The sequence below is a fragment of the Marivirga atlantica genome, from assembly GCF_016734805.1.
Classification (GTDB): domain Bacteria; phylum Bacteroidota; class Bacteroidia; order Cytophagales; family Cyclobacteriaceae; genus Marivirga; species Marivirga atlantica.
The window spans coordinates 1477918-1497059 of sequence record NZ_JAERQG010000001.1 but is presented as its reverse complement, the minus strand read 5'-3'; the positions used below and the strand labels follow the sequence as shown (position 1 = coordinate 1497059).

At 36.5% G+C, this 19142-nt stretch carries 22 protein-coding genes; 14 read left to right on the top strand and 8 right to left on the bottom strand.

Annotated elements, in window-relative coordinates; all coding sequences use genetic code 11:
* Positions 1–12 precede the first annotated feature (12 nt).
* The 6 genes from JKP34_RS06785 (at position 13) to JKP34_RS06760 (ending at position 5846) form a co-directional block, all read left to right on the top strand.
* Positions 13–528 carry a hypothetical protein gene (locus JKP34_RS06785; RefSeq protein WP_201919001.1) on the top strand — a complete coding sequence of 172 codons (516 nt, stop codon included), beginning with the start codon at positions 13–15 and terminating at the stop codon, positions 526–528.
* A 408-nt stretch (positions 529–936) separates the two neighbouring features.
* Complete coding sequence (locus tag JKP34_RS06780; protein ID WP_201918999.1) at positions 937–1713, top strand: hypothetical protein; 777 nt, start codon at positions 937–939, stop codon at positions 1711–1713.
* Positions 1714–2106: 393 nt separating this feature from the next.
* Positions 2107–3282 (top strand): DmpA family aminopeptidase, encoded by a 1176-nt coding sequence (locus tag JKP34_RS06775; protein WP_201918997.1) that lies wholly within the window; start codon positions 2107–2109, stop codon positions 3280–3282.
* 240 nt (positions 3283–3522) lie between these two features.
* Positions 3523–3921: a hypothetical protein gene (locus JKP34_RS06770; protein ID WP_201918995.1), complete on the top strand. Its 399-nt coding sequence runs from the start codon at positions 3523–3525 to the stop codon at positions 3919–3921.
* A 382-nt stretch (positions 3922–4303) separates the two neighbouring features.
* A complete protein-coding gene (locus tag JKP34_RS06765; protein WP_201918993.1) occupies positions 4304–5263 on the top strand; it encodes an alpha/beta fold hydrolase in 960 nt (319 codons plus the stop codon).
* Positions 5264–5525: 262 nt separating this feature from the next.
* Positions 5526–5846 (top strand): hypothetical protein, encoded by a 321-nt coding sequence (locus tag JKP34_RS06760; RefSeq protein ID WP_201918991.1) that lies wholly within the window; start codon positions 5526–5528, stop codon positions 5844–5846.
* A gap of 67 nt (positions 5847–5913) precedes the next feature.
* On the opposite strand, the gene JKP34_RS06755 is transcribed toward JKP34_RS06760, so the two are convergent.
* The gene (locus JKP34_RS06755; protein WP_201918988.1) at positions 5914–7908 is read right to left on the bottom strand and encodes an alpha amylase C-terminal domain-containing protein; all 1995 of its coding nucleotides are present in this window, start codon (positions 7906–7908) and stop codon (positions 5914–5916) included.
* 238 nt (positions 7909–8146) lie between these two features.
* On the opposite strand from JKP34_RS06755, the gene JKP34_RS06750 reads away from it, so the two are divergent.
* A complete protein-coding gene (locus tag JKP34_RS06750; protein ID WP_201918986.1) occupies positions 8147–8551 on the top strand; it encodes an OsmC family protein in 405 nt (134 codons plus the stop codon).
* A 201-nt stretch (positions 8552–8752) separates the two neighbouring features.
* Here the strand turns inward: JKP34_RS06750 and hisC are convergent, their stop codons facing one another.
* Genes hisC through hisG form a run of 3 tightly spaced genes read right to left on the bottom strand, consistent with a single transcriptional unit; the run spans position 8753 to position 11947 of the window.
* Positions 8753–9793, bottom strand: a complete 1041-nt coding sequence (gene hisC / locus JKP34_RS06745) for a histidinol-phosphate transaminase (protein ID WP_201918984.1) — start codon at positions 9791–9793, stop codon at positions 8753–8755.
* 1 nt (position 9794) lies between these two features.
* Positions 9795–11084, bottom strand: coding sequence for a histidinol dehydrogenase (gene hisD / locus JKP34_RS06740; protein WP_201918982.1), 1290 nt, complete (start codon positions 11082–11084; stop codon positions 9795–9797).
* Between the two features lie 5 nt (positions 11085–11089).
* Positions 11090–11947, bottom strand: a complete 858-nt coding sequence (gene hisG / locus JKP34_RS06735; RefSeq protein ID WP_201918980.1) for an ATP phosphoribosyltransferase — start codon at positions 11945–11947, stop codon at positions 11090–11092.
* Positions 11948–11990: 43 nt separating this feature from the next.
* On the opposite strand from hisG, the gene JKP34_RS06730 reads away from it, so the two are divergent.
* From JKP34_RS06730 to JKP34_RS06700, 7 genes are all read left to right on the top strand, one after another.
* Positions 11991–12134: a hypothetical protein gene (locus JKP34_RS06730; RefSeq protein ID WP_201918978.1), complete on the top strand. Its 144-nt coding sequence runs from the start codon at positions 11991–11993 to the stop codon at positions 12132–12134.
* Between the two features lie 129 nt (positions 12135–12263).
* Complete coding sequence (locus JKP34_RS06725; RefSeq protein WP_201918976.1) at positions 12264–12740, top strand: Mpo1 family 2-hydroxy fatty acid dioxygenase; 477 nt, start codon at positions 12264–12266, stop codon at positions 12738–12740.
* A gap of 43 nt (positions 12741–12783) precedes the next feature.
* Complete coding sequence (locus JKP34_RS06720) at positions 12784–13257, top strand: hypothetical protein (protein WP_201918974.1); 474 nt, start codon at positions 12784–12786, stop codon at positions 13255–13257.
* 2 nt (positions 13258–13259) lie between these two features.
* On the top strand, positions 13260–13799 hold the full coding sequence (locus JKP34_RS06715) for a dihydrofolate reductase family protein (protein ID WP_201918971.1): 540 nt from the start codon (positions 13260–13262) through the stop codon (positions 13797–13799).
* Positions 13768–14394 (top strand): pseudouridine synthase, encoded by a 627-nt coding sequence (locus JKP34_RS06710; protein ID WP_317193654.1) that lies wholly within the window; start codon positions 13768–13770, stop codon positions 14392–14394. Before JKP34_RS06715 ends, JKP34_RS06710 begins: the two co-directional genes overlap by 32 nt.
* 9 nt (positions 14395–14403) lie before the next feature.
* A complete protein-coding gene (locus JKP34_RS06705) occupies positions 14404–14778 on the top strand; it encodes a DUF1801 domain-containing protein (protein WP_201918969.1) in 375 nt (124 codons plus the stop codon).
* A 16-nt stretch (positions 14779–14794) separates the two neighbouring features.
* Positions 14795–15889: a serine hydrolase domain-containing protein gene (locus tag JKP34_RS06700; RefSeq protein ID WP_201918967.1), complete on the top strand. Its 1095-nt coding sequence runs from the start codon at positions 14795–14797 to the stop codon at positions 15887–15889.
* Positions 15890–15898: 9 nt separating this feature from the next.
* Here the strand turns inward: JKP34_RS06700 and JKP34_RS06695 are convergent, their stop codons facing one another.
* The 4 genes from JKP34_RS06695 to JKP34_RS06680 all read right to left on the bottom strand — a co-directional run bounded on the left by JKP34_RS06695 (position 15899) and on the right by JKP34_RS06680 (position 18995).
* The gene (locus JKP34_RS06695) at positions 15899–16597 is read right to left on the bottom strand and encodes a hypothetical protein (RefSeq protein WP_201918965.1); all 699 of its coding nucleotides are present in this window, start codon (positions 16595–16597) and stop codon (positions 15899–15901) included.
* A gap of 345 nt (positions 16598–16942) precedes the next feature.
* Positions 16943–17881, bottom strand: a complete 939-nt coding sequence (locus tag JKP34_RS06690; RefSeq protein WP_201918963.1) for a hypothetical protein — start codon at positions 17879–17881, stop codon at positions 16943–16945.
* 87 nt (positions 17882–17968) lie between these two features.
* Positions 17969–18511, bottom strand: a complete 543-nt coding sequence (locus tag JKP34_RS06685) for a helix-turn-helix domain-containing protein (protein WP_201918961.1) — start codon at positions 18509–18511, stop codon at positions 17969–17971.
* On the bottom strand, positions 18501–18995 hold the full coding sequence (locus JKP34_RS06680) for a MepB family protein (RefSeq protein ID WP_201918959.1): 495 nt from the start codon (positions 18993–18995) through the stop codon (positions 18501–18503). The genes JKP34_RS06685 and JKP34_RS06680 overlap by 11 nt, the downstream gene beginning before the upstream one ends.
* Positions 18996–19142 lie beyond the last annotated feature (147 nt).

The following is a 19142-nucleotide window of genomic DNA, read 5'->3' as shown; positions in this document are numbered from 1 at the left end:
AGAGCTCATACAATGCGAAAATCACCATTCATTTTATTACTAATTATCAATTTTGGCTGTTCAAAAAAACCCTCAAATGAGATTTCTGGCGTTTGGGCTTTCAGCAATAATATGGAATATGTCTCAGATACAATAAGTATTGAATCCGGTCTAAATGGAATAATTAAAACTAGTATTCAAACAGACTCTGGAATTGTAATTATTACCCACATTCAAGATTCAATAATATCTGTAAAACCTAGCTCAAAAAAAGATGTTTTGGAGATATACTTTGACAATGAAAAGCACGGTATTATCTCTCTTTATCAAATAGATTCTAATGACATCTCCTCTAGAGAAGACCCCAAATGGACTGCAAGCAACAACAGTTTTTGGGTTTACAATAAAAATTCTACTCAATATTTAATCATAGATTCAAATTTTGATAGAAAAGGAAATAGAATTCTAGATACTATAAAATTTCAATTACTTAACCCTAATCTGCTAATTCTTAATAAGGATACTTTAACAAAAATAAACAAGCCCTAACAACACATAAACCCCATTTGCTTTCTAATTTCATAGCTAAGTTTTCTGCAAGTGTCCCGCAATTTATGCTTTCAATTTGTTCTGGCTTCAGTGTAGCGGGCCCGCCTGCCGGACGGGCAGGACGGAACATTGTAGGATTAAAGGGCGGCTAAGGTTAAGCCAACTGCAACAGCACTTGAAATTTCGCGGGACTGGAGGACATCACTTTCAACCATCTACTTCAAGACAAGCAGTCAATTCTGTTAGTTTCTAGCAGCAGCGGGACTGTTTGTTACCTACCCTACTGCGGGAAATCACCTCTTTCTGTCAGCCTGCCTTGTTGGATAACGCATAAATTGCTAGTTTTCCATTTCATAGCCTGCTCGGGCAAACATGTTTTATGTAGGCGTTACCTGTAATAATTTGCAAATGAAACAACTTCTAATATTCAGCTTGCTTTTTGCTTTATTTGCCTGCACCTCAAACGATAAAAGTAAATCTGAGAAATTACAAATATCCGATAATGTAATCTCTTTGACTGATTCAATTATTTACATTACTTCGAATGATCAATCTGTCTATGTAGGTAAAAGAATTTTTCCTGAATCTAATTTATCAAATAGTGCAGCAAAACGACACCTTGCTAACTCAGAAATTAGCTCAGTAATTGAGGTAGGCGACACCATCTTTGTATTTCTAAACAATAACTTATTGATTAGTCAGTCAAACGAAACCTTCCCAAAGGTTAATGATTCACTCTTGAAATACCACTATCCAAAAGCTTACAATGTTGAAATAGACGATGATTTGCCATACTTTGCATATATAAGCAGTGATAAGGATGAACTGATACTTATGAAAGACCGTGAATCTGGAGAATTTCTATGGGAAGCCGCAGTTGTCACAGATACAATTTTAACCTTCATGAATGGAATCAAAATTGGTTCTAGCAAGGAAAGTATTTTTGAAAGATTCAATATATCAGGTGTCAATAAATCTGAACTAACTATAATATTAGATAATGCAAGATACCCTTCCCATATCTGGTATGAACAGTATAAATCTGAACTAAATAATTATGAACAGCCATCAATATCAATACTGTTAAGAATAGAAAACAACATACTAACTGGAATTCTAATGGATGGGTGGCTTTGTTTTAAAGATTCTGGCATTTTACTCTTGGACAAATGGAACGATAATTAAGTTACTACAGGTAACATAGCATAAAACCCATTTGCTTACTCATTTCATAGCTAGGTTTTCTGCTGGTGTCCCGCAATTTATGCTTTCACTTCGGGCAGGCTTCATCATAGCGGGACGACAGATTGTAGGATTAAAAAGCTGCTAAGGTTAAGCCAACTGCAACTCTTCTTGCTAGCTACGGAGGACTGGAAGACATCACTTTCAACCAACCACTTCAAGACAAGCAGTCAATTCCTTTAGTTTCTAGCAGCATTGGGACTATTTGTTACCTACCACCTCTTTCTGTCAGCCTGCCTTGTTGGATACCGCATAAATTGCTAGTTTTCCATTTCATAGCTTGCTCCGGCAAACATGTTTTATGTAGGCGTTGTACCACATTAAAAATCAACCAATATGAAAAGAACATTTTTTGTTTTAATAGTAATGCTCATTTGTTTCCATTCTTACGGACAAAAACCTAGAGCAAGAGATTTAGGAGTTCCATTTGTTGGTAAAACTGGTGAATTCAATGCTATTACAGATGTTAAAGGAGTCGAAGTTGGATATAGCACCATTATTTCTGGTAACGGAGAAAACATAGTAGGTAAAGGACCTATAAGAACTGGCGTTACTGCAATATTTCCGAGAGGAAAAGCCAAGAAATTTAGTCCAGTTTATGCCAATTGGTACAGTCTTAATGGAAATGGAGAAATGACAGGCACAACTTGGGTATCTGAATCAGGATTTTTAGAAACACCGATTATGATAACAAATACCAATAGTGTTGGAGTTGTTAGAGACGCAGTATTGAAGTGGTATGTGGATACGGATTGGTATAGCGGAGAAGATTGGTGGTACACTTATCCAGTAGTGGCTGAAACTTATGATGGTTTCCTTAATGACATATATGGTTTTCACGTCAAAGAAGAAAATGTATTGGAAGCTATAAAAAACTCATCAAGCGGAAAGATTGCTGAAGGTAATGTTGGTGGCGGAACTGGAATGATGTGTTTGGGATTTAAAGGAGGGACTGGAACTTCTTCAAGAGTTTTTAAAATTAATGATTCAACATTTACAGTTGGAGCAATTGTACAATCTAATTTTGGAGCAAAAAGAAACTTATCAATCGCAGGTGTTCCAGTTGGTGTTGAATTAAAAGACACTTTAAACTACAAGTTTAATGCTCCACCAAAATCAAGGAGGCAAGAAGGAGATGGTTCAATTATAGTAATTATAGCAACAGATGTTCCACTTTTACCACACCAATTAAAAAGAATTGCCCAAAGAATTCCTCTAGGAGTTGGAATTGTAGGTGGCCGTGGAAGTAATGGTTCTGGAGATATTTTTTTAGCCTTCTCAACTGCAAATGAAAGTGCTTTTAATCGGGATGAAACAACAACCGTAGAAACAATGTCGAATGATCGACTAATGCCTGTTTTTGAAGCAACTGTGCAGGCTGTTGAGGAAGCAATTATCAATGCAATGGTAGCCGCTGAAACTATGGAAGGTATTAATGGAAATAAGGCCTATGCTTTACCTCACGATTTACTAATTGAAACGTTGAAGAAGTATAATCGAATACAAAAATAACGTGGTACAACACTGTATAAGCGTAATGCGGGCGAAAGTGCTAAATTTAAACGAATTGAATATCAACAAACATAAAGTTAAACTGAAAGTGAAGTGCTTAGAACCCCGCAATACGATTATACCTGACCGTTAGCAACAATAATCTTTAACCGAACTCTTGGTTGGCTATTTTATACCTTCAGCTTTTTAATTCTTATCATTAAATTCATCATTGTTATCAAGAATGACATACAAGGAATAATGATAGATTACGATCAATACGAATCTTTATTTGGACTAATCTGGTCTTCAATTATTCTATTTGGTTACCTAATCGCCCCTTTTTTATGCCTTTTAGGTATAATTGGTTTTATTTTGAGAAACGTTATTGGATTTGTTTTAGCACTTACCTTCCCTTACTTCATCATATCCAATATGCTCATTAATACTGGCTATGAACTTCTAATAGATATTGAAGACTTTGCTCAGTTAATTTTTGCCGGGTTAATCATGATTCCTATCAATATACCTTCAACATATAAGCTGTTCAATAATAAACTGACAGCCATTAACCTCTTGAAGTTAAACTTCATTACCCTAGCAATTGGTGTCTGCCTAAACCTTACTCTTCAATTAATAATTTCCTCTTATTTAAACTAAAAAAGTTGCTAACATAGCATAAAACCCATTTGCTTACTCTTTTCATAGCACCTACCCTAGGTGGACATCACCTCTTTCTGGCGGGGATATTTAAAAGATAATACAAAAAAGTAAAACAACTATTCTGGAAATTCTTTAGGAAGTTGGTTTTCATTCAAAATCTTTATGTAATACTGTTTTAGAAAAACATACGAATACCACTTCAACTAACTATCGTAAAAGCCTATAAATAAAGGATTTGTAAATACTCGTACTTGTCTTTAAAATAACTCGTACGATTATTTTTAGAACAAATGCGTTCGACTTTTTCCATTCGGTCGCATAGCATTCATGAGGCTCACATATTTGTATCGAAATTATCTTTCACATAAACCACGATACAATGAAAACTTTATTTAAAATTTTAGCATTACTGTTATTAACAATTCATCTTTCCTTCGGACAAAATAATTCAGTAAAAATTGACACTCTTCTAACACCTGAAATTGGAGGAATGAAACAAGTGGTGGAAATCAAAACGGATGATTTAAACAAACCAATACTTTTATTTTTATCGGGTGGTCCGGGAAGCTCCATGATAAATACTGCGGATAATTTCACGAACTCTTTAAAAAATAAATTTACAATTGTCCAGTGGGACCAAAGGGACGCAGGAAAAACTTTAGAATTAAATCCTTCACCAACTCAACCATCAGTTGAACAAATGAAAAAGGATACGTATCAAGTTATACGTTTTCTGATAAAGGAATTAAAACAAGAAAAAATATATTTATTAGGTAGCTCCTGGGGAAATGTTTTAGGCTTTTATATTGTTGAAAATCATCCTGAATTGCTTCATGCCTATTTTGCTGTCAATCCGGTAATCAGTCAATTAGCGAGTGAAATGGAATTGCTCAAAATTTTGAAGGTTCATTTTAAAGATAACCCTATTGCCAGTAAAGAATTAGCGAGTGTAAATATTCCTTTTAAAATTGATGAAGACTTATTTTACTTAAGAAAATGGCTTTTTTATAAAGATGGCAAGGAATACGTAACAACTGATGCTTTCAAAAAGGGTTTTCTTAAGTGGTCAGAAACCTGGTCACCTGCATGGAACGAAGTAATGAATATTGATTTACCGAGAACTTTAAAGGAAGTACATTGCCCCATTTATTTTTTTGTTGGTAAAAATGACATTCAAACATCGACTGAAATTACAGAGAAATATTTTGAGGAATTGAAAGCACCAAAAAAAGACTTGTTTTTATTTGAAAAGTCTGGACATCAAATACATCAGGATGAACCAGAAAAATTCCAAAACACAATAATTAAGACATTGGAAACTAACAAAAGGGAAGAATAAAAACTACTATCAAAATTATATGAAATGAATTTAATTACTGACATTGATGAAACTGTCATGAAATGAAAAATTTAGCATCATACTTAATTAAGCAAGCTGGTAACAATGTATAATAGTAAGAGCGGTTTAGGTTTTAATCTGAACCGCTATTACTTTTCATTAAAAAACTTGTAAACCGAAAGAAAGTGCATTTTAATCCGCTACTACTCTTATACTTAAACGCTAGCAAGCATACTATTTCGAGTATTAACATAAAAGAAGAATGAAAAAAAATAAATTGATTTTTGCCTTAACTGTTGTTTCAATTTTGTTTTCAACAAGTTGTTCTGATCAACGGACTGGAATTGTTGATATTAAATTCACAACAGATTTAACTCAAACCGACCTTAATAAAATTCAGGAAGATTTGAAGTCACAAAACATCGATCTAACTTATGATTTACTTGAATTTGACGGATCCGGGAACTTGAAAAAAATCAGTGCATCAATTGATTATAACGATGGTTACAAGGGAAGCTTCCAATCCAGAGAACTTCAACCTGCTGACAGCCCAGGCTTCTATCATGACTTTTCTAAGAACTAGGTAATTTAAAATCACTTAATCCTTAAAAGGCACTAAAACCAAGCTCTTTCATCGGTTCTTCAACAAATCACTTCCTCTCCAACACAAAAGCTGCTCGGTTTACACAGTAGATAGAAATGTAGTTCTCTGCTGCTTCCTGAAAGCTTTGGTGCACCGTGGTTGAATCAACCCTTGCATGGCCACCAAATTGGGCATCATCAGAGTTAAGCAAATAATGGAAATTACCCTGCATGGGTACCCAGAATTTATAATCAGGAACAGAATTGTTCGGACTAAAATTGAAGATGAAGATGAGCCCCGCGCGTTCAAAAATCAACACCTGATTTTTTTCATCCATGTTGATGAGGTGTGCAGGCTCAGCATCTAACACCTTATACTCCTCAAGCAAAGCAATCATCGCCTTATCGAAATTGTTGAGGTACTCAAACTTCAACTCTTTATTATCTACTAATGACCACTGTCTGCGCGCGTATTTATAGCTCCAGTTGTTTCCTTCCCTAGGAAAATCCAACCATTCAGGATGGCCAAATTCATTACCAAAGAAATTGAGATACCCCTCTCCTCCCGCTGAAGCTGTTATCAATCTGATCAACTTATGTAGTGCTATGCCGCGGTCAATAATGAGGTTTTCATCAATTTTCTGCATATGCCAGTACATTTCCTTATCCATCAGCCAAAAAGCAATGGTCTTATCGCCTACCATGGCCTGATCATGCGACTCGGCATAAGCAATCGTTTTTTCTCTGTAGCGCCTATTGCTAAGCACATTCCAGATTTCATCCATCTGCCAATTTTCATCAGCCTTGTGTTTCAATAATTTGATCCATGAATCAGGGATTCCCATTCCCAGCCGGTAATCAAAACCTAAACCACCTTCATCCACAGCCTGACACATGCCTGGCATACCGCTCATATCTTCCGAAATGAGTATACAGTTAGGCTTAATTATTTTTGCCAAAGTAGTGGCTAGCTGCAAATAACGCACAGCATCCCAATCAACTCCGTCTTTGTAATACTTATCGTAATGATCAAAGGCCACCCCATTGCCATGATGATGGTACAGTATGCTGGTTACCCCATCAAAACGGAATCCATCGAAATGAAACTCCTCCAGCCAATACCGAAGATTGGAAAGCAAGAAACGCTCTACCTCCTCCTTTCCATAATCGAACAACTTAGAATCCCAGCCTTCATGGTAGCCCTTGCCTCCTTCATGAAAATATTGGTGACCACTACCATCAAAGTTATTGAGTCCTTCTGCTTCATTCTTTACAGCATGTGAATGCACAATATCCATTATCACCGCTATACCCATGTTGTGGGCTGTATTCACCAAGGACTTCAGCTCATTGGGCGTACCAAAGCGGGAAGAAGGTGCAAAGAAATTTGACACATGATAACCGAATGAACCATAATACGGATGCTCCGCAACAGCCATTAGTTGAATACAATTGTAGCCAAGTTCCTTTACTCTCGGTAGAATATTTTCTTCAAAATCTTTATAGGTACCAACACCTTCATATTCCTGCGCCATCCCGGTATGGCACTCATAAATAAGTGGTGCACCTAACTTTTTAAGATCAAACTTCTTGTCAGTCCATTTAAAAGCTTTCTCTGGTTTCCATATATAGCCGGAAAAGTCATATGATTCAGGATGTTGAATAGCATATTGAATGTAGGCCGGAAGTTTATCCGCACTGCCCTGTTCATTCTGTACCTTAACCTTTACCTGAGATAGATGTCCTAAGCCTTCCTTATCATCAATAAATACTTCCCAAACACCACCTTCTTTCCTTTGCATAGGGTGAGCTTCAGGATTCCAATTATTAAAATCACCAATAAGACTTAAGGCATCAGCTGCAGGTGCCCATTCACGATAATACCAGCCATTATGGTGCTCACTATGATTGAAACCTAATTCTTTATGTCTGAGGGCATAATGCTCTAAAGAATCATGCGATTTGATGATTCTGGCAAGATGTTGCTCATAGTAATCCAGGCGGTTTTCAATGTCTGCCTCGTAAGGTCTTAACCAGGGATCATCTTCAATAATTTTCAGCATAGGTTTTTGGTCTATCTATTGAAGTCAAAATTTAGTAAAAAGAATAGTCTGATGATAACTGATTGTACTAAAATACTTTAATCTACTTCTTTAATTTCACCAAGTGTTGAACGCCTGCAGATAATGTGCTTCTAAATCTTACACTTAACAATTTCTTATGATTGATGCCTAGCATCTTTCACGGGACTTATTAGCTTTGCAGAGATTTTATAAATAGGGAAGCTAAAAAGGATATACGATGAAAATAATCACTACCATGCTCGCTCCGAAGGAATATGAGAGCAAAAATGAATCGGGCAACATATTGAATATTGATATGTATGATGCAAAGGAAAAAGATTATTTCTCACCTATGGAGAGCCTTTTAGGTGCATTGGCTTCTTGTGCTTCTGTTGATTTGGTTGAGATGATTAAGAAGCGTAGAAAGGAACTTACCGACCTTAAAATAGAAACTGTTGGCAAGCGCAAGGAAGATCACCCCAGAGCTTTTACTGAAATTGAGTTAGTTTTTACACTTACTTCTCCTGATTTAGAACAGCAAGAAGCCGAAAAGCTGGTTGACTTAGCGGCAGATAAATATTGCTCTGTTGCAGGCACCTTAAATATAAAAGCAAGCCATAAGGTAATTATTGAAAGGGATTAGGCTTTTTAAGTCATCCTGAAAGGATATATTATTCACTCAATGAAGTTAGATCCCTACGGGATGACATTGGAATTGAATGATACTAAACTTTTAAGGTCATCCTGGAAGGATCTTATAATAATTTATCGAAAGAAAAATATCAGATCCCTGCAGGATGACAACAGATTACTAGAGGATTACTAAAAGTAGAGCAGCTAGCAACTATAAAGCAGCCAACTCCTCCACCATCTTCTGATTCTCTTCTTTGGTACCTACAGTTATTCTTAGGCAGTCATTACATAAAGCCACATTAGACCTATCACGAACCACGACACCTCTCTCAATTAGTTGACCATATTTTTGGTGTGCATCATTGACCTGAACCAGTAAGAAGTTGGCATCAGAAGGATAAATCTGTTTCACCCCTTTTACAGAGCTTAGTTTCTGCGTTAACCAGTCTCGCTCCGCTAAAATCTGTCTTACTTCTTCATCCTTTTTAGCCGCATCTTCAAGTGCCCGAAGGACAATTTCCTGATTAGGCCCACTGATGTTATAAGGTGGTTTCACTTTGTCCAGCACTGCAATCAATTCTGCGTTAGCATAAGCCATTCCTATTCTGACAGAAGCCAAGCCCCAGGCTTTGCTCATGGTTTGCAACACCACTAAATTAGGATAATGAGTTAGCCCAGATGTCCAGCTTTCCTGAGCAGAGAAATCAATGTAAGCTTCATCAATAATGACAATACCATCAAAATTCTGTAATAAATAAGTGATGTCATCTACCCTTAGGCTGTTACCTGTAGGATTGTTAGGACTACAGATAAAAAGCATTTTGGTAGATGCATTAGCCACCTTTAATATCTCTTTAGGTTGCAATTGATAGTCATCCGTTAAAGGTACTATCACATTATTTACATTGTGTATAGCCGCTGAAACACCATACATGCCGTAAGTTGGCGGACAAGTAATCACAGCATCTTTACCCGGCTCGCAGAAAATTCTAAAAAGTAGATCAATGGCTTCATCGCTGCCATTACCAATGAATAATTGATCCTGTTTTACTCCTTTCAGCTTAGCCAATTTCTGCTTAATAGCGACCTGATGTGGATCTGGATACCTGTTCCAACCTTGGTTGCTTTCCGTAAAAGGATTCTCATTGGCATCAAGAAACACTTTAGCAGCCCCTGAAAATTCATCGCGAGCAGATGAATAAGGCTTCAAATCTAAAATATGAGGTCTTAATAGTTCTTTCCAGTTGCGCATATTATTTCTTCTTTAGACTATTTAATCTGACCGTAACTGCATTTTTGTGCGCCCTTAGCGATTCAGCTTCAGCCATCACTTCCACTGTTGGTCCAATATTTTGGATACCTTCTTTCGTGATTTCCTGATAGGTTATGTTTTTGACAAAGCTGTCTAAAGAAACTCCACTATAAGCTCTGGCCGCTCCATTGGTAGGCAATGTATGGTTGGTACCAGAAGCATAATCTCCAGCTGACTCAGGTGTATAATAGCCGATGAAAATTGATCCGGCATTTTCTACTTTTTCAGCCATTTCTCTGGCATTCTTGCTCAGTAATATCAAATGCTCGGGTGCATAAGTATTTATAAGGTCTATCACCTCTTCTTCCTCTCTTAGGAGAATTACCATACTATCTTGTAAGCATCTATCGGCTATTTCCCAACGAGGTAGTTCACGCAATTGATTATAAATCTCCTTTTGCAAGCCATCAAAAAGCGCATCTGTAGTAGTCACAAAAACTACCTGGCTATCAACACCATGTTCAGCCTGTGACAACAAATCAGCTGCAATAAATGCAGGATCAGCATCTTTATCGGCATAAACTAAAACTTCTGATGGACCGGCAGGCATGTCAATAGCCACTCCATCTAAGCTTACCAATTGCTTGGCGGCCGTTACAAACTGATTACCTGGGCCGAAAATCTTATCAACCTTCGGTACTGTTTCTGTTCCGTAAGCCATAGCTGCTATCGCCTGAGCGCCTCCTACTTTTACAATTTTAGTGATACCAGCCTGCTCAGCACCGTATAATATAGCAGGATTGATATTGCCCTTTTTATCAGGTGGTGTACACAATACTATCTCTCTGCAACCAGCTATTTTTGCCGGAATTGCCAGCATTAAAACCGTGCTGAAAAGTGGCGCTGTTCCTCCCGGAATATATAAACCCACTTTAGGGATAGGAACGGCTCTTCGTTCACACATCACACCTTTCATCGTTTCAACCTTCAAAGGTTTTACTTTTTGAGCCTCATGGAATTGTGAGATGTTAGCAATAGCCTGCTTAATAGCCTTCTTTAAAGCATCTTCAACCTGATTAGCAGCCTCTGAAATTTCTTTGGAAGTAACCAATAGTTCTTCCAATTCGGTTTTATCAAACTCTTTGGTGTAGAACTGGAGCGCTTTATCTCCTTCGGCAATAACCTTCTCCAAAATAGGCTCAACCACTTTTCTGATATCTTTTAATGACTGGGTGGGTCTGGCCAGTATTTTTCCCCAATTGACCCTATCGGGATAGAAATAATCTTTCATCTTGCTTAAATAATCATTTTTTCAATCGGAGCTACTAAAATACCTTGTGCACCTACTTTCTTCAACTGTTCAATAACATCCCAGAACTCATCTTCTTTCACTACTGAATGCAATGAACTCCAACCTTCCATGGCAAGCGGTAAAACCGTTGGGCTTTTCATTCCCGGTAATAAGCTAATAATTTCATCGATGCTTTCATTTGGAGCATTCAAGAGAATGTATTTATTCTTTTTACCTTCCTGAACCGCATTAATTCTGAAAATCAGTTTATCAAGAATGTCTTGCTGCTCGGCATTAAGTGATTTATTGGCAATAAGCACCGCCTGTGATTTCATGATCACCTCGGTCTCCTTCAACCCATTGCTTAAAAGGGTACTTCCTGAGCTCACAATATCACATACGGCATCAGCAAGGCCAATACTTGGGGCAATTTCAACTGACCCACTAATTTCGTGGATTTCAGCATTTACTTTGTTTTTATCAAGAAAGCCCTTTAAAATTTTCGGATAGGAAGTCGCAATGCTCTTACCCGCTAACTCTTGCACTCCTTTGTAATCCCAATTTCTATCAACGCCTATCGAAAGTCGGCATTTAGAGAAGCCTAAAAGCTTCACATTGTCAACATCCTTTTCCTTTTCTACCAACACATTTTCGCCCACTATTCCTAAGTGTGCTACTCCATCTTCTACATAACCAGGAATATCATCATCACGCAGGAAGAGAAATTCTAAAGGGAAATTATCAGCTACTGCTTTTAATTTACCCATGCCATTATTGAATTTAATGCCGCACTCTTTGATAAGTTTTAGGGAGTCATCACTTAAACGACCAGATTTTTGTATTGCTATTTTTATTTTGTCCATTACGGTTTTTTTCGAATTGAATGAATACTAAAGTGTTTTACGAATGATTTGTTCGCAATTATTAAAATCAGATTTTGGATTGATGGCAAACACTTGCCTTGGGCGTTATGATGATTTATTCCTCTTAAAAAGAGGAATGATGGAATGGATGAGCAGCATGCATAGCTGGAGTAGCTATGTTGATTGAAGTGATATTTTCTGCTGCGTTTAACATGTGTTTGACAAAAGTAGAAAGGAATGCCATAAAAAAAAATCTTGATGAAAAATTTTATTGAAAAGGGTTTTCAATTAACTTAATTGATAAACTTAGATATCCATGAGACGAATAGATGCACTTTTAGAAGAATATGGCAGTAGCCATCAAAATCCTACCAATAAGCGTGTCCACTGGATATGTGTTCCAGCCATCTTTTGGTCTGTAGTGGCACTTATCTACAGCATTCCTAACGATTCATTAACCTATATTTTCGGCTCAGGTTATTTAGATAACTGGGCTGTAATCGTTTTAGGTGTGGTTATGATTTATTACCTAACACTATCTATCCCATTAGGTATTGGGATGTTCTTTGTGGCTGTAATAGCTATTTCCATTGCTCGTCTGGCTGATCAAGCCAACTTTCTACCACTTTGGGCCATTGCATTAATCGTTTTTGTTGTTGCCTGGATTGGTCAGTTTTGGGGACATAAAGTGGAAGGTAAAAAACCATCATTCTTCAAGGATTTACAATTTTTGTTAATCGGTCCGGCTTGGCTTATGCATTTTATTTTCAAAAAATTAGGGATTAGTTATTAGTTTTATTCATTAATGACATATCAATTTCTAAAACTAACTTCTTGTGAAGAAAAATTTACTCGCAATAGCTATCAATTTATCTATAATTAGTTTATGCTATTCCCAAAATAGTGATCAAAAGCCAAAAGCTGAATTTCCTGGAGGAAATGAAGCCTTCGGTGATTTTATTGTCCATCAACTATGTTGTTCCGATAATGCCCTTTATGACTGTGAAAATGCAAGAGTTTATGTGCGATTTGCAATTGATACTACTGGTCAAATTATTACTTCAGAAACTCAAATCGTAAATGGTAAAGATAGAGTTAGTGATAAAACTCAGAAAAAAATCATTGCTGCTTTTAACGCTAGTCCTCAATGGGATATTTTTGGTGAAATGCCATCTGATCAAAATATTATGTTTCCTAGAGTAATGCCACTGAGTTTAACCCCTAATGGCTTATCTTCTATGAGAAAGGATTATAAAAAAGAACTGAAAAGGCAAAAAAAGGAGGCAAAAAGAAAGGCGAAAAACAAGTGAGTTTGAAGAGTAAAAACCGAGTTTACATAGCCACTAGTATTGACGGCTACATTGCTGACAACAAAGGAAAAATAGATTGGCTGGATACCATCCCTAATACAGACTCCATAGATATGGGCTATAATGCCTTCATGGAAAATACTGATGCCCTTGTAATGGGAAAAAACACTTTCAAAACCGTACTTGGTTTCGGGATAGAATGGCCCTACGAAAAACCTGTATTTGTAGTCAGCACGGCCCCAATGGACATCCCGAAAGACCTTAATGATAAAGTATTTAATGTCACTGGTTCGGTGCACGAGATTCTTGAACACATACATCAACAAGGATTTCATAACCTCTATATTGATGGTGGCATCACCATTCAGAATTTTCTTAAGCACGACCTGATAGACGAGATGATTATAACAATCATCCCTGTTTTGTTGGGAGGTGGCATCCCCCTATTTTCGGCAATGGATAACAGACTCAATTTTAAGTGTACTCATTCAAAACTCTTTCTAGGCAGTATTGCCCAAAACCATTTTGTGCGAAAAGATTAATGCGCTATATATCTTGAATACTAAACACCGACATTTCAAAATATATAAGCCCTATGGTTACCTCTCACAATTCGTAAACAATCAAAACAGGAGGAAAAACAAAAAACTCTTGGGGGAACTAGCCGATTTCCCAGAAGGCACTATGGCAATAGGCCGGCTTGATGAAAAATCAGAAGGTTTACTTTTACTCACCACTGATGGCAAAACCAGCGAGCTTATAAGAAGTAAAAAGGTAGAAAAAGAATATTTCGCACAAGTAGATGGAATAATTACGCAAGAGGCTATTGACCGTCTGATTGCAGGTGTAGAATTTAATAATCGTGGCACAGACTTCCTGGCGAAAGCCCATGCTGCCCGTTTACTAAATCAGGAAGATTTAACTATTATACCGCAAATGAAAATTCGGTCTGATCGTCATGGACCTACAAGCTGGCTATCGATCACTTTAACAGAAGGTAAGTTCAGGCAAGTGCGTAAAATGACGGCTGCTGTTGACCATCCTACTTTAAGATTAGTCAGGGTAAGAATTGGCACAGTAGGCATTGAAGATTTAAAAGCTGGTGAGGTTATTGAAATAGATGAATCAAGTTTCTAACTTTAGTGGATGCGGCCTATCGATCTCTATTACGAAAAACAAACTGAGCAAAATAAAAGCTGTCTGTTAGCTCTAAGAGAGCTTATTATACTTCAAGACACTGCGATTAGTGAAAGCCTTAAATGGAACATTCCCTGTTTTAGTTTTTACAACCGTATGTTCTGTTTTCTGAATATTGAAAAGAAAAGTAATAAGCCCTACCTCCTATTTGTGGAAGGCCATCTGTTAAAACATGCTGCATTAGAAATAGGCAGCCGAAAGAGAATGAAGATATTAAGAGTTGATCCTGAAAAGGATATTCCTGTAGACACTATTCAAGAGGTTTTACAAGAGGCTTTGGATTTATATAGAAGTGGTAGAATAGCGGTTAAAATAAATCGTTAATGGCCCAAACTAATTTATGAAGAAACTATTCACTACTATACTTCTATTGATGCTTGGCATCTCAGTTTTTGGTCAAAACTCCTATGTTTACCAGCAACCAAAAGAATTGAATGATGGCTGGCCAACTAGTAACCTTAAGTCTCAAGGTATCGATTCTACATTATTTCATCTATTTTTTAATCAACTTAAGGGTAAGAAACACAAACTGCATAGCACCTTGCTCATAAAAGATGGCGTGTTGGTGCTGGAAGAATATTTTAATGACCAAAAAGCCAATGAACCTCATGACCTTCGCTCAACTTCAAAAAGTATTCGCTCTCTTTTGGTAGGCATAGCTATCGATAAAGGGTTTATTAACGATGTAAATGACCCAATCTCTAAATACCTCAAACAACCAGTTCCCAAAAAGAATTTGGATCCAAGCAAAGAGCAAATCACGATTCAGCATTTACTCACCATGTCAAGCGGTTTAGATTGTAATGACTGGGACAGAAAATCAAAAGGACAGGAAGATAAAGTCTACAGAAAAAAGGCTTGGCTTCAGTACACCTTAGATTTACCTATGGTCAATGAGCCTGGAGAAGTAGCCAATTATTGTTCGTTAGGTACTGTTTTATTGGCTGAGATTGTGAGTCAGGCTTCAGGCATGTCAATAGATCAATTTGCAGCAAAATATTTATTTGAACCTATGGGAATAAGCAATGTACAATGGGGGCATACATCAAATAAAGAGGTGATTCCTTCAGCTAAAAGGCTGTACATGATACCGCGTGATATGGCCAAAATTGGACAACTTATATTAAATAAAGGTAAGTGGAAGGGAAAGCAAATCATTTCTGAAAGCTGTGTCGCAGCTTCAACGACTTATCAAACTAAACTGGCAGGGCTTGACTACGGCTATCTTTGGTGGAACATACCTATTAAAGTAAAAGAAGAAGTATTAATAACTAAAACTGCTACCGGCAATGGCGGGCAGTACATTATGGTAGTACCTGAGAAGAATATTGTAGCTGTGTTTACTGGAGGTGCCTATAATTCAGAAGAAGACAAGCTACCATTTGCTATTTTAAAGGATGTTATATTAGCATCTATGGTAGATAATGCAGATTAAAGCCAACTGCTATTTGTAATTTTTTAATGCATCTATTAGTTTATCTTTTTTTATTTTTTCTAATGCAAATGGCAGAACGAAGAAAACTCCTGCCGTGTAAAATGCAAAATCATTTTTCATAAAACTGCCTTTATAAGGAGCTTCATTATCAATTATGTAATATCCTAAAAGTCCGGTTGCAATGGCCATTGAGGTATACTGTAGAATTTTGATTTGTTTTGCTTTATCTAAGCTTTCGCTTTTGTAGTTCAAATCAATAAAATCTTGATTTATGTTTTTATAAGTAAGCTTTTTTATTTCTTTATTTTTTAATTGATATTGAAAGTAGGTTTTATTACCTGTCTCAGCTTCTAATGCAAAAGTGTTTTTATTGTAGTATATTTTAACTGCCTCAGTCGAATCTTTTCTAAACATTAATTCAGTAAATCTAAATCTTCCTTTTTGGTTTAAATCGATTTTTTGCAATTGTCTGTAATACCCATTTTGGTCGTATCCTTTATAGCTTTTAATATCTTTTATTTTAATCTTTTGTCCGGATATAGAATCAACTGTTAAGAATGGTTTTTGAAAGGTTGGAGTTTCTTTTAAGTTTATCCAATTTGTTGTTTTAACGTCTCCAGATTCTAATGTGATTTCAATATTTTTTACATCTTGCGCATATCCGAATACCCCTAAAAAAAGAAGAAAGAGTGTCAAGTATTTTTTCATTAATGTGTCTTGTATTTTAATATTTGCTAAGAGCTTAAATAAATTAAGCTTGTTAGAGTAGGCTATGAAAAGCCAAAACTAGGAATTTATGCAGTATCCAACAAGGCTCACTGTTTATTAAAGTGATAGAGTCCGAAAGTGAAGAGTAATAACCAGACCTGTTAAACAAAGGTCGGCTCGATGATGGAAAATACTTGAGTTAGCTGAATTACTTTAAAATTTTTTGAGAAATACAGTATTTTTTTTCAGTCTTATTTGTGCTTATACAGAATTTATGGTCCAAAGCTTTAATTTTGGATTTCCAACTTATTCAACATAGTTAAGAAGTGAGCGTGGCGGCAGGCTTTATTCCACTTTAAACTTTTCATTTTTGCAGTCTAAGATTATTTTATGATTCAGAAAGAGCCTGTTGCCAATCATCCCCTGCATGCCGGAAAGTGCCATTAATGCATGCTGAATTTTTGATGTACCTTCAATGTAGGTAACCTCAGAAAGAGAAAGTGTAGTATCTACGAATTGAATTTTTTGGTTGGCCGGAGCTGAAACAATTTTTAAGGTATTTCCCCATGAATTTCCTTTGTCAGTTTTTTCTTTTCCTTCTCCGCTTCGGAATTTTTTCCAATCCTCTTTGCTGACAATCAGTTCATAACCACTTGTGCCGGAATCATACATGAATTTGAGATTTTCATTTCCGATTGTTGCAGGAAGTAATATTCTTCGTTTTTTGAATTCAAAATCGCTAAAGCCTTCTGCCAATACCCTTTCAGAGAATGAACAAAGATCGTTTTTGAAATCTAATGTTACTATTCGCTTTTCTAGTAAGTCAGTCCCCAATGTTCCTATTATATTTTTATTTTCCTTATTCTCAAAGTCAACTTTTACCCCATAATCAATCACCTTAAAAGAGTTAGATGAAACCTGCATATTTTGAAGTTTTAGCGCCAAAGGAATCCCGTTTGTTTTCTTAGGGAATGAAATCTGCATAGGAAATTTTTCCCGGATGGATTCCAATGGAGCTTTATAGAAAATGGTTGTTGGCGAACCGAAATCCAGTTGCATATAAAATAATTTATCAATCCCTTTAAGATTAACAGGCAGCAGCAAGGCAGCATGCGAATTACTATTAGTTGAAACCCACTCAATTGGTATGTTATCGGAATAGTATGCAACCTGAAGATAATTTTCCGGTGGGGTAAACTTTTGGTCAAAATAAAAGTATCCGCCAATACTTGAAATGATAAGAATTGCCACTAAGATCAGCAGCATTTTTTTAAATGTTTTCATCCAAATTTTTTGAGTAAAATTCGGGAAAGACCTTTAAAACTAACCTAAAAATTTGGCGTCAATTTTATGCCAATCTTACGACAGTGCTTATAAGATGCTGTTTTTTAGTTTAATAGCTAATTCCTGATGCTGGTTCAAACTGTAGCCGTTTTTTAAAATAATGATCGCGTTAATACAAATAAGTACGACCAGAAACACCATAAATAATGGAATTTTTAATGAGAGCTGAACTTGTAGAAACGGACTTACTATCATTAAAATACAAGTGATGCAGGTCCATACAATTTGAATGCTAAGAACACTTTTTCCCAGGGCTTTTGCTCGTTTATTTTTTGTGCGGGAGGTTAAAATTGCCGGGATAATAATATTGCCGAAAGGCAGGAGCAAAAATGATAAAGATGAAATGTTAATAATTTTTGCACGATCTATTTCAGAATCTAGGCTGTTGTTTTGGACAAGGACGTCAGGTTTGACTTCCAGGGCTTTTGCGATGGCCCTGAGCGTAAAACCTTTAGGTCTGTAGCCTGCCTCAATTCTTTGAATGGTTCTTAAAGAAACTCCTGATTTCGCGGCCAGCTCGGCCTGGGTAAGGTTTTGTTCCTCTCTTAACTGTTGAACCTCATTTTTCATTATACAGCTTAGTTACTTTTTTTAAGTCCGTTGAATCATTTATTTGATAAAAATAATTTAGTTGCCATTTTTGAGTTCGTTGGGCTTGTTTACTATGAAGGGTATCCCAGTTCGGATAAACTCTAAATGCGCGTTTTCCTTCTTTGTTTTCTGTTGATAGAATTCCTTTTTCCAGCAGTACAGATCTCGGAAATACAAACTGTCCAAATTCATTTTCAGTGCGGACGTTTACTGTATAAAAATCAATTCGGTCATTTTCATCAAAAGGTTGAATCGGACCATGCTCATTTCGTTTCCAGAATGTTACAAACTGTCCTTTCTTTGTTGGCGTTATTTTGGCATTTCTGCTCAAAATATTCAGTCCGTTGAGCTTAAATCGGCAAGCGTTATATTCTTTGCTTTCAGTTTCTGTTATAAAGTCCGAAAGCTGAAATGCGCATTTGTCATAAATTTCTGTTTTAATCTGATGCAGATTTCCGTCCATATGCTCAATTTCTTTTGATATTTCAATGCTCTTTGCTGCGTTTCATACCTTGAGTGCTCTTCTGTATCACGCCAAATTTGATAACTGACTCTTTAAAACTATCAAGCCGTTATTTCTAACATAGTCTTATCCCTAAGCAAATAAACA

Excerpts from the sequence above, each read along its gene's own strand:
- JKP34_RS06785 (WP_201919001.1), top strand. The coding sequence starts at position 13 with ATGCGAAAATCACCATTCATTTTATTACTAATTATCAATTTTGGCTGT.
- JKP34_RS06780 (WP_201918999.1), top strand. The coding sequence starts at position 937 with ATGAAACAACTTCTAATATTCAGCTTGCTTTTTGCTTTATTTGCCTGC.
- JKP34_RS06775 (WP_201918997.1), top strand. The coding sequence starts at position 2,107 with ATGAAAAGAACATTTTTTGTTTTAATAGTAATGCTCATTTGTTTCCAT.
- JKP34_RS06770 (WP_201918995.1), top strand. The coding sequence starts at position 3,523 with ATGATAGATTACGATCAATACGAATCTTTATTTGGACTAATCTGGTCT.
- JKP34_RS06765 (WP_201918993.1), top strand. The coding sequence starts at position 4,304 with ATGAAAACTTTATTTAAAATTTTAGCATTACTGTTATTAACAATTCAT.
- JKP34_RS06760 (WP_201918991.1), top strand. The coding sequence starts at position 5,526 with ATGAAAAAAAATAAATTGATTTTTGCCTTAACTGTTGTTTCAATTTTG.
- JKP34_RS06755 (WP_201918988.1), bottom strand. The coding sequence starts at position 7,908 with ATGCTGAAAATTATTGAAGATGATCCCTGGTTAAGACCTTACGAGGCA.
- JKP34_RS06750 (WP_201918986.1), top strand. The coding sequence starts at position 8,147 with ATGAAAATAATCACTACCATGCTCGCTCCGAAGGAATATGAGAGCAAA.
- hisC (WP_201918984.1), bottom strand. The coding sequence starts at position 9,793 with ATGCGCAACTGGAAAGAACTATTAAGACCTCATATTTTAGATTTGAAG.
- hisD (WP_201918982.1), bottom strand. The coding sequence starts at position 11,084 with ATGAAAGATTATTTCTATCCCGATAGGGTCAATTGGGGAAAAATACTG.
- hisG (WP_201918980.1), bottom strand. The coding sequence starts at position 11,947 with ATGGACAAAATAAAAATAGCAATACAAAAATCTGGTCGTTTAAGTGAT.
- JKP34_RS06730 (WP_201918978.1), top strand. The coding sequence starts at position 11,991 with ATGATTTGTTCGCAATTATTAAAATCAGATTTTGGATTGATGGCAAAC.
- JKP34_RS06725 (WP_201918976.1), top strand. The coding sequence starts at position 12,264 with ATGAGACGAATAGATGCACTTTTAGAAGAATATGGCAGTAGCCATCAA.
- JKP34_RS06705 (WP_201918969.1), top strand. The coding sequence starts at position 14,404 with ATGCGGCCTATCGATCTCTATTACGAAAAACAAACTGAGCAAAATAAA.
- JKP34_RS06700 (WP_201918967.1), top strand. The coding sequence starts at position 14,795 with ATGAAGAAACTATTCACTACTATACTTCTATTGATGCTTGGCATCTCA.
- JKP34_RS06695 (WP_201918965.1), bottom strand. The coding sequence starts at position 16,597 with ATGAAAAAATACTTGACACTCTTTCTTCTTTTTTTAGGGGTATTCGGA.
- JKP34_RS06690 (WP_201918963.1), bottom strand. The coding sequence starts at position 17,881 with ATGAAAACATTTAAAAAAATGCTGCTGATCTTAGTGGCAATTCTTATC.
- JKP34_RS06685 (WP_201918961.1), bottom strand. The coding sequence starts at position 18,511 with ATGAAAAATGAGGTTCAACAGTTAAGAGAGGAACAAAACCTTACCCAG.
- JKP34_RS06680 (WP_201918959.1), bottom strand. The coding sequence starts at position 18,995 with ATGGACGGAAATCTGCATCAGATTAAAACAGAAATTTATGACAAATGC.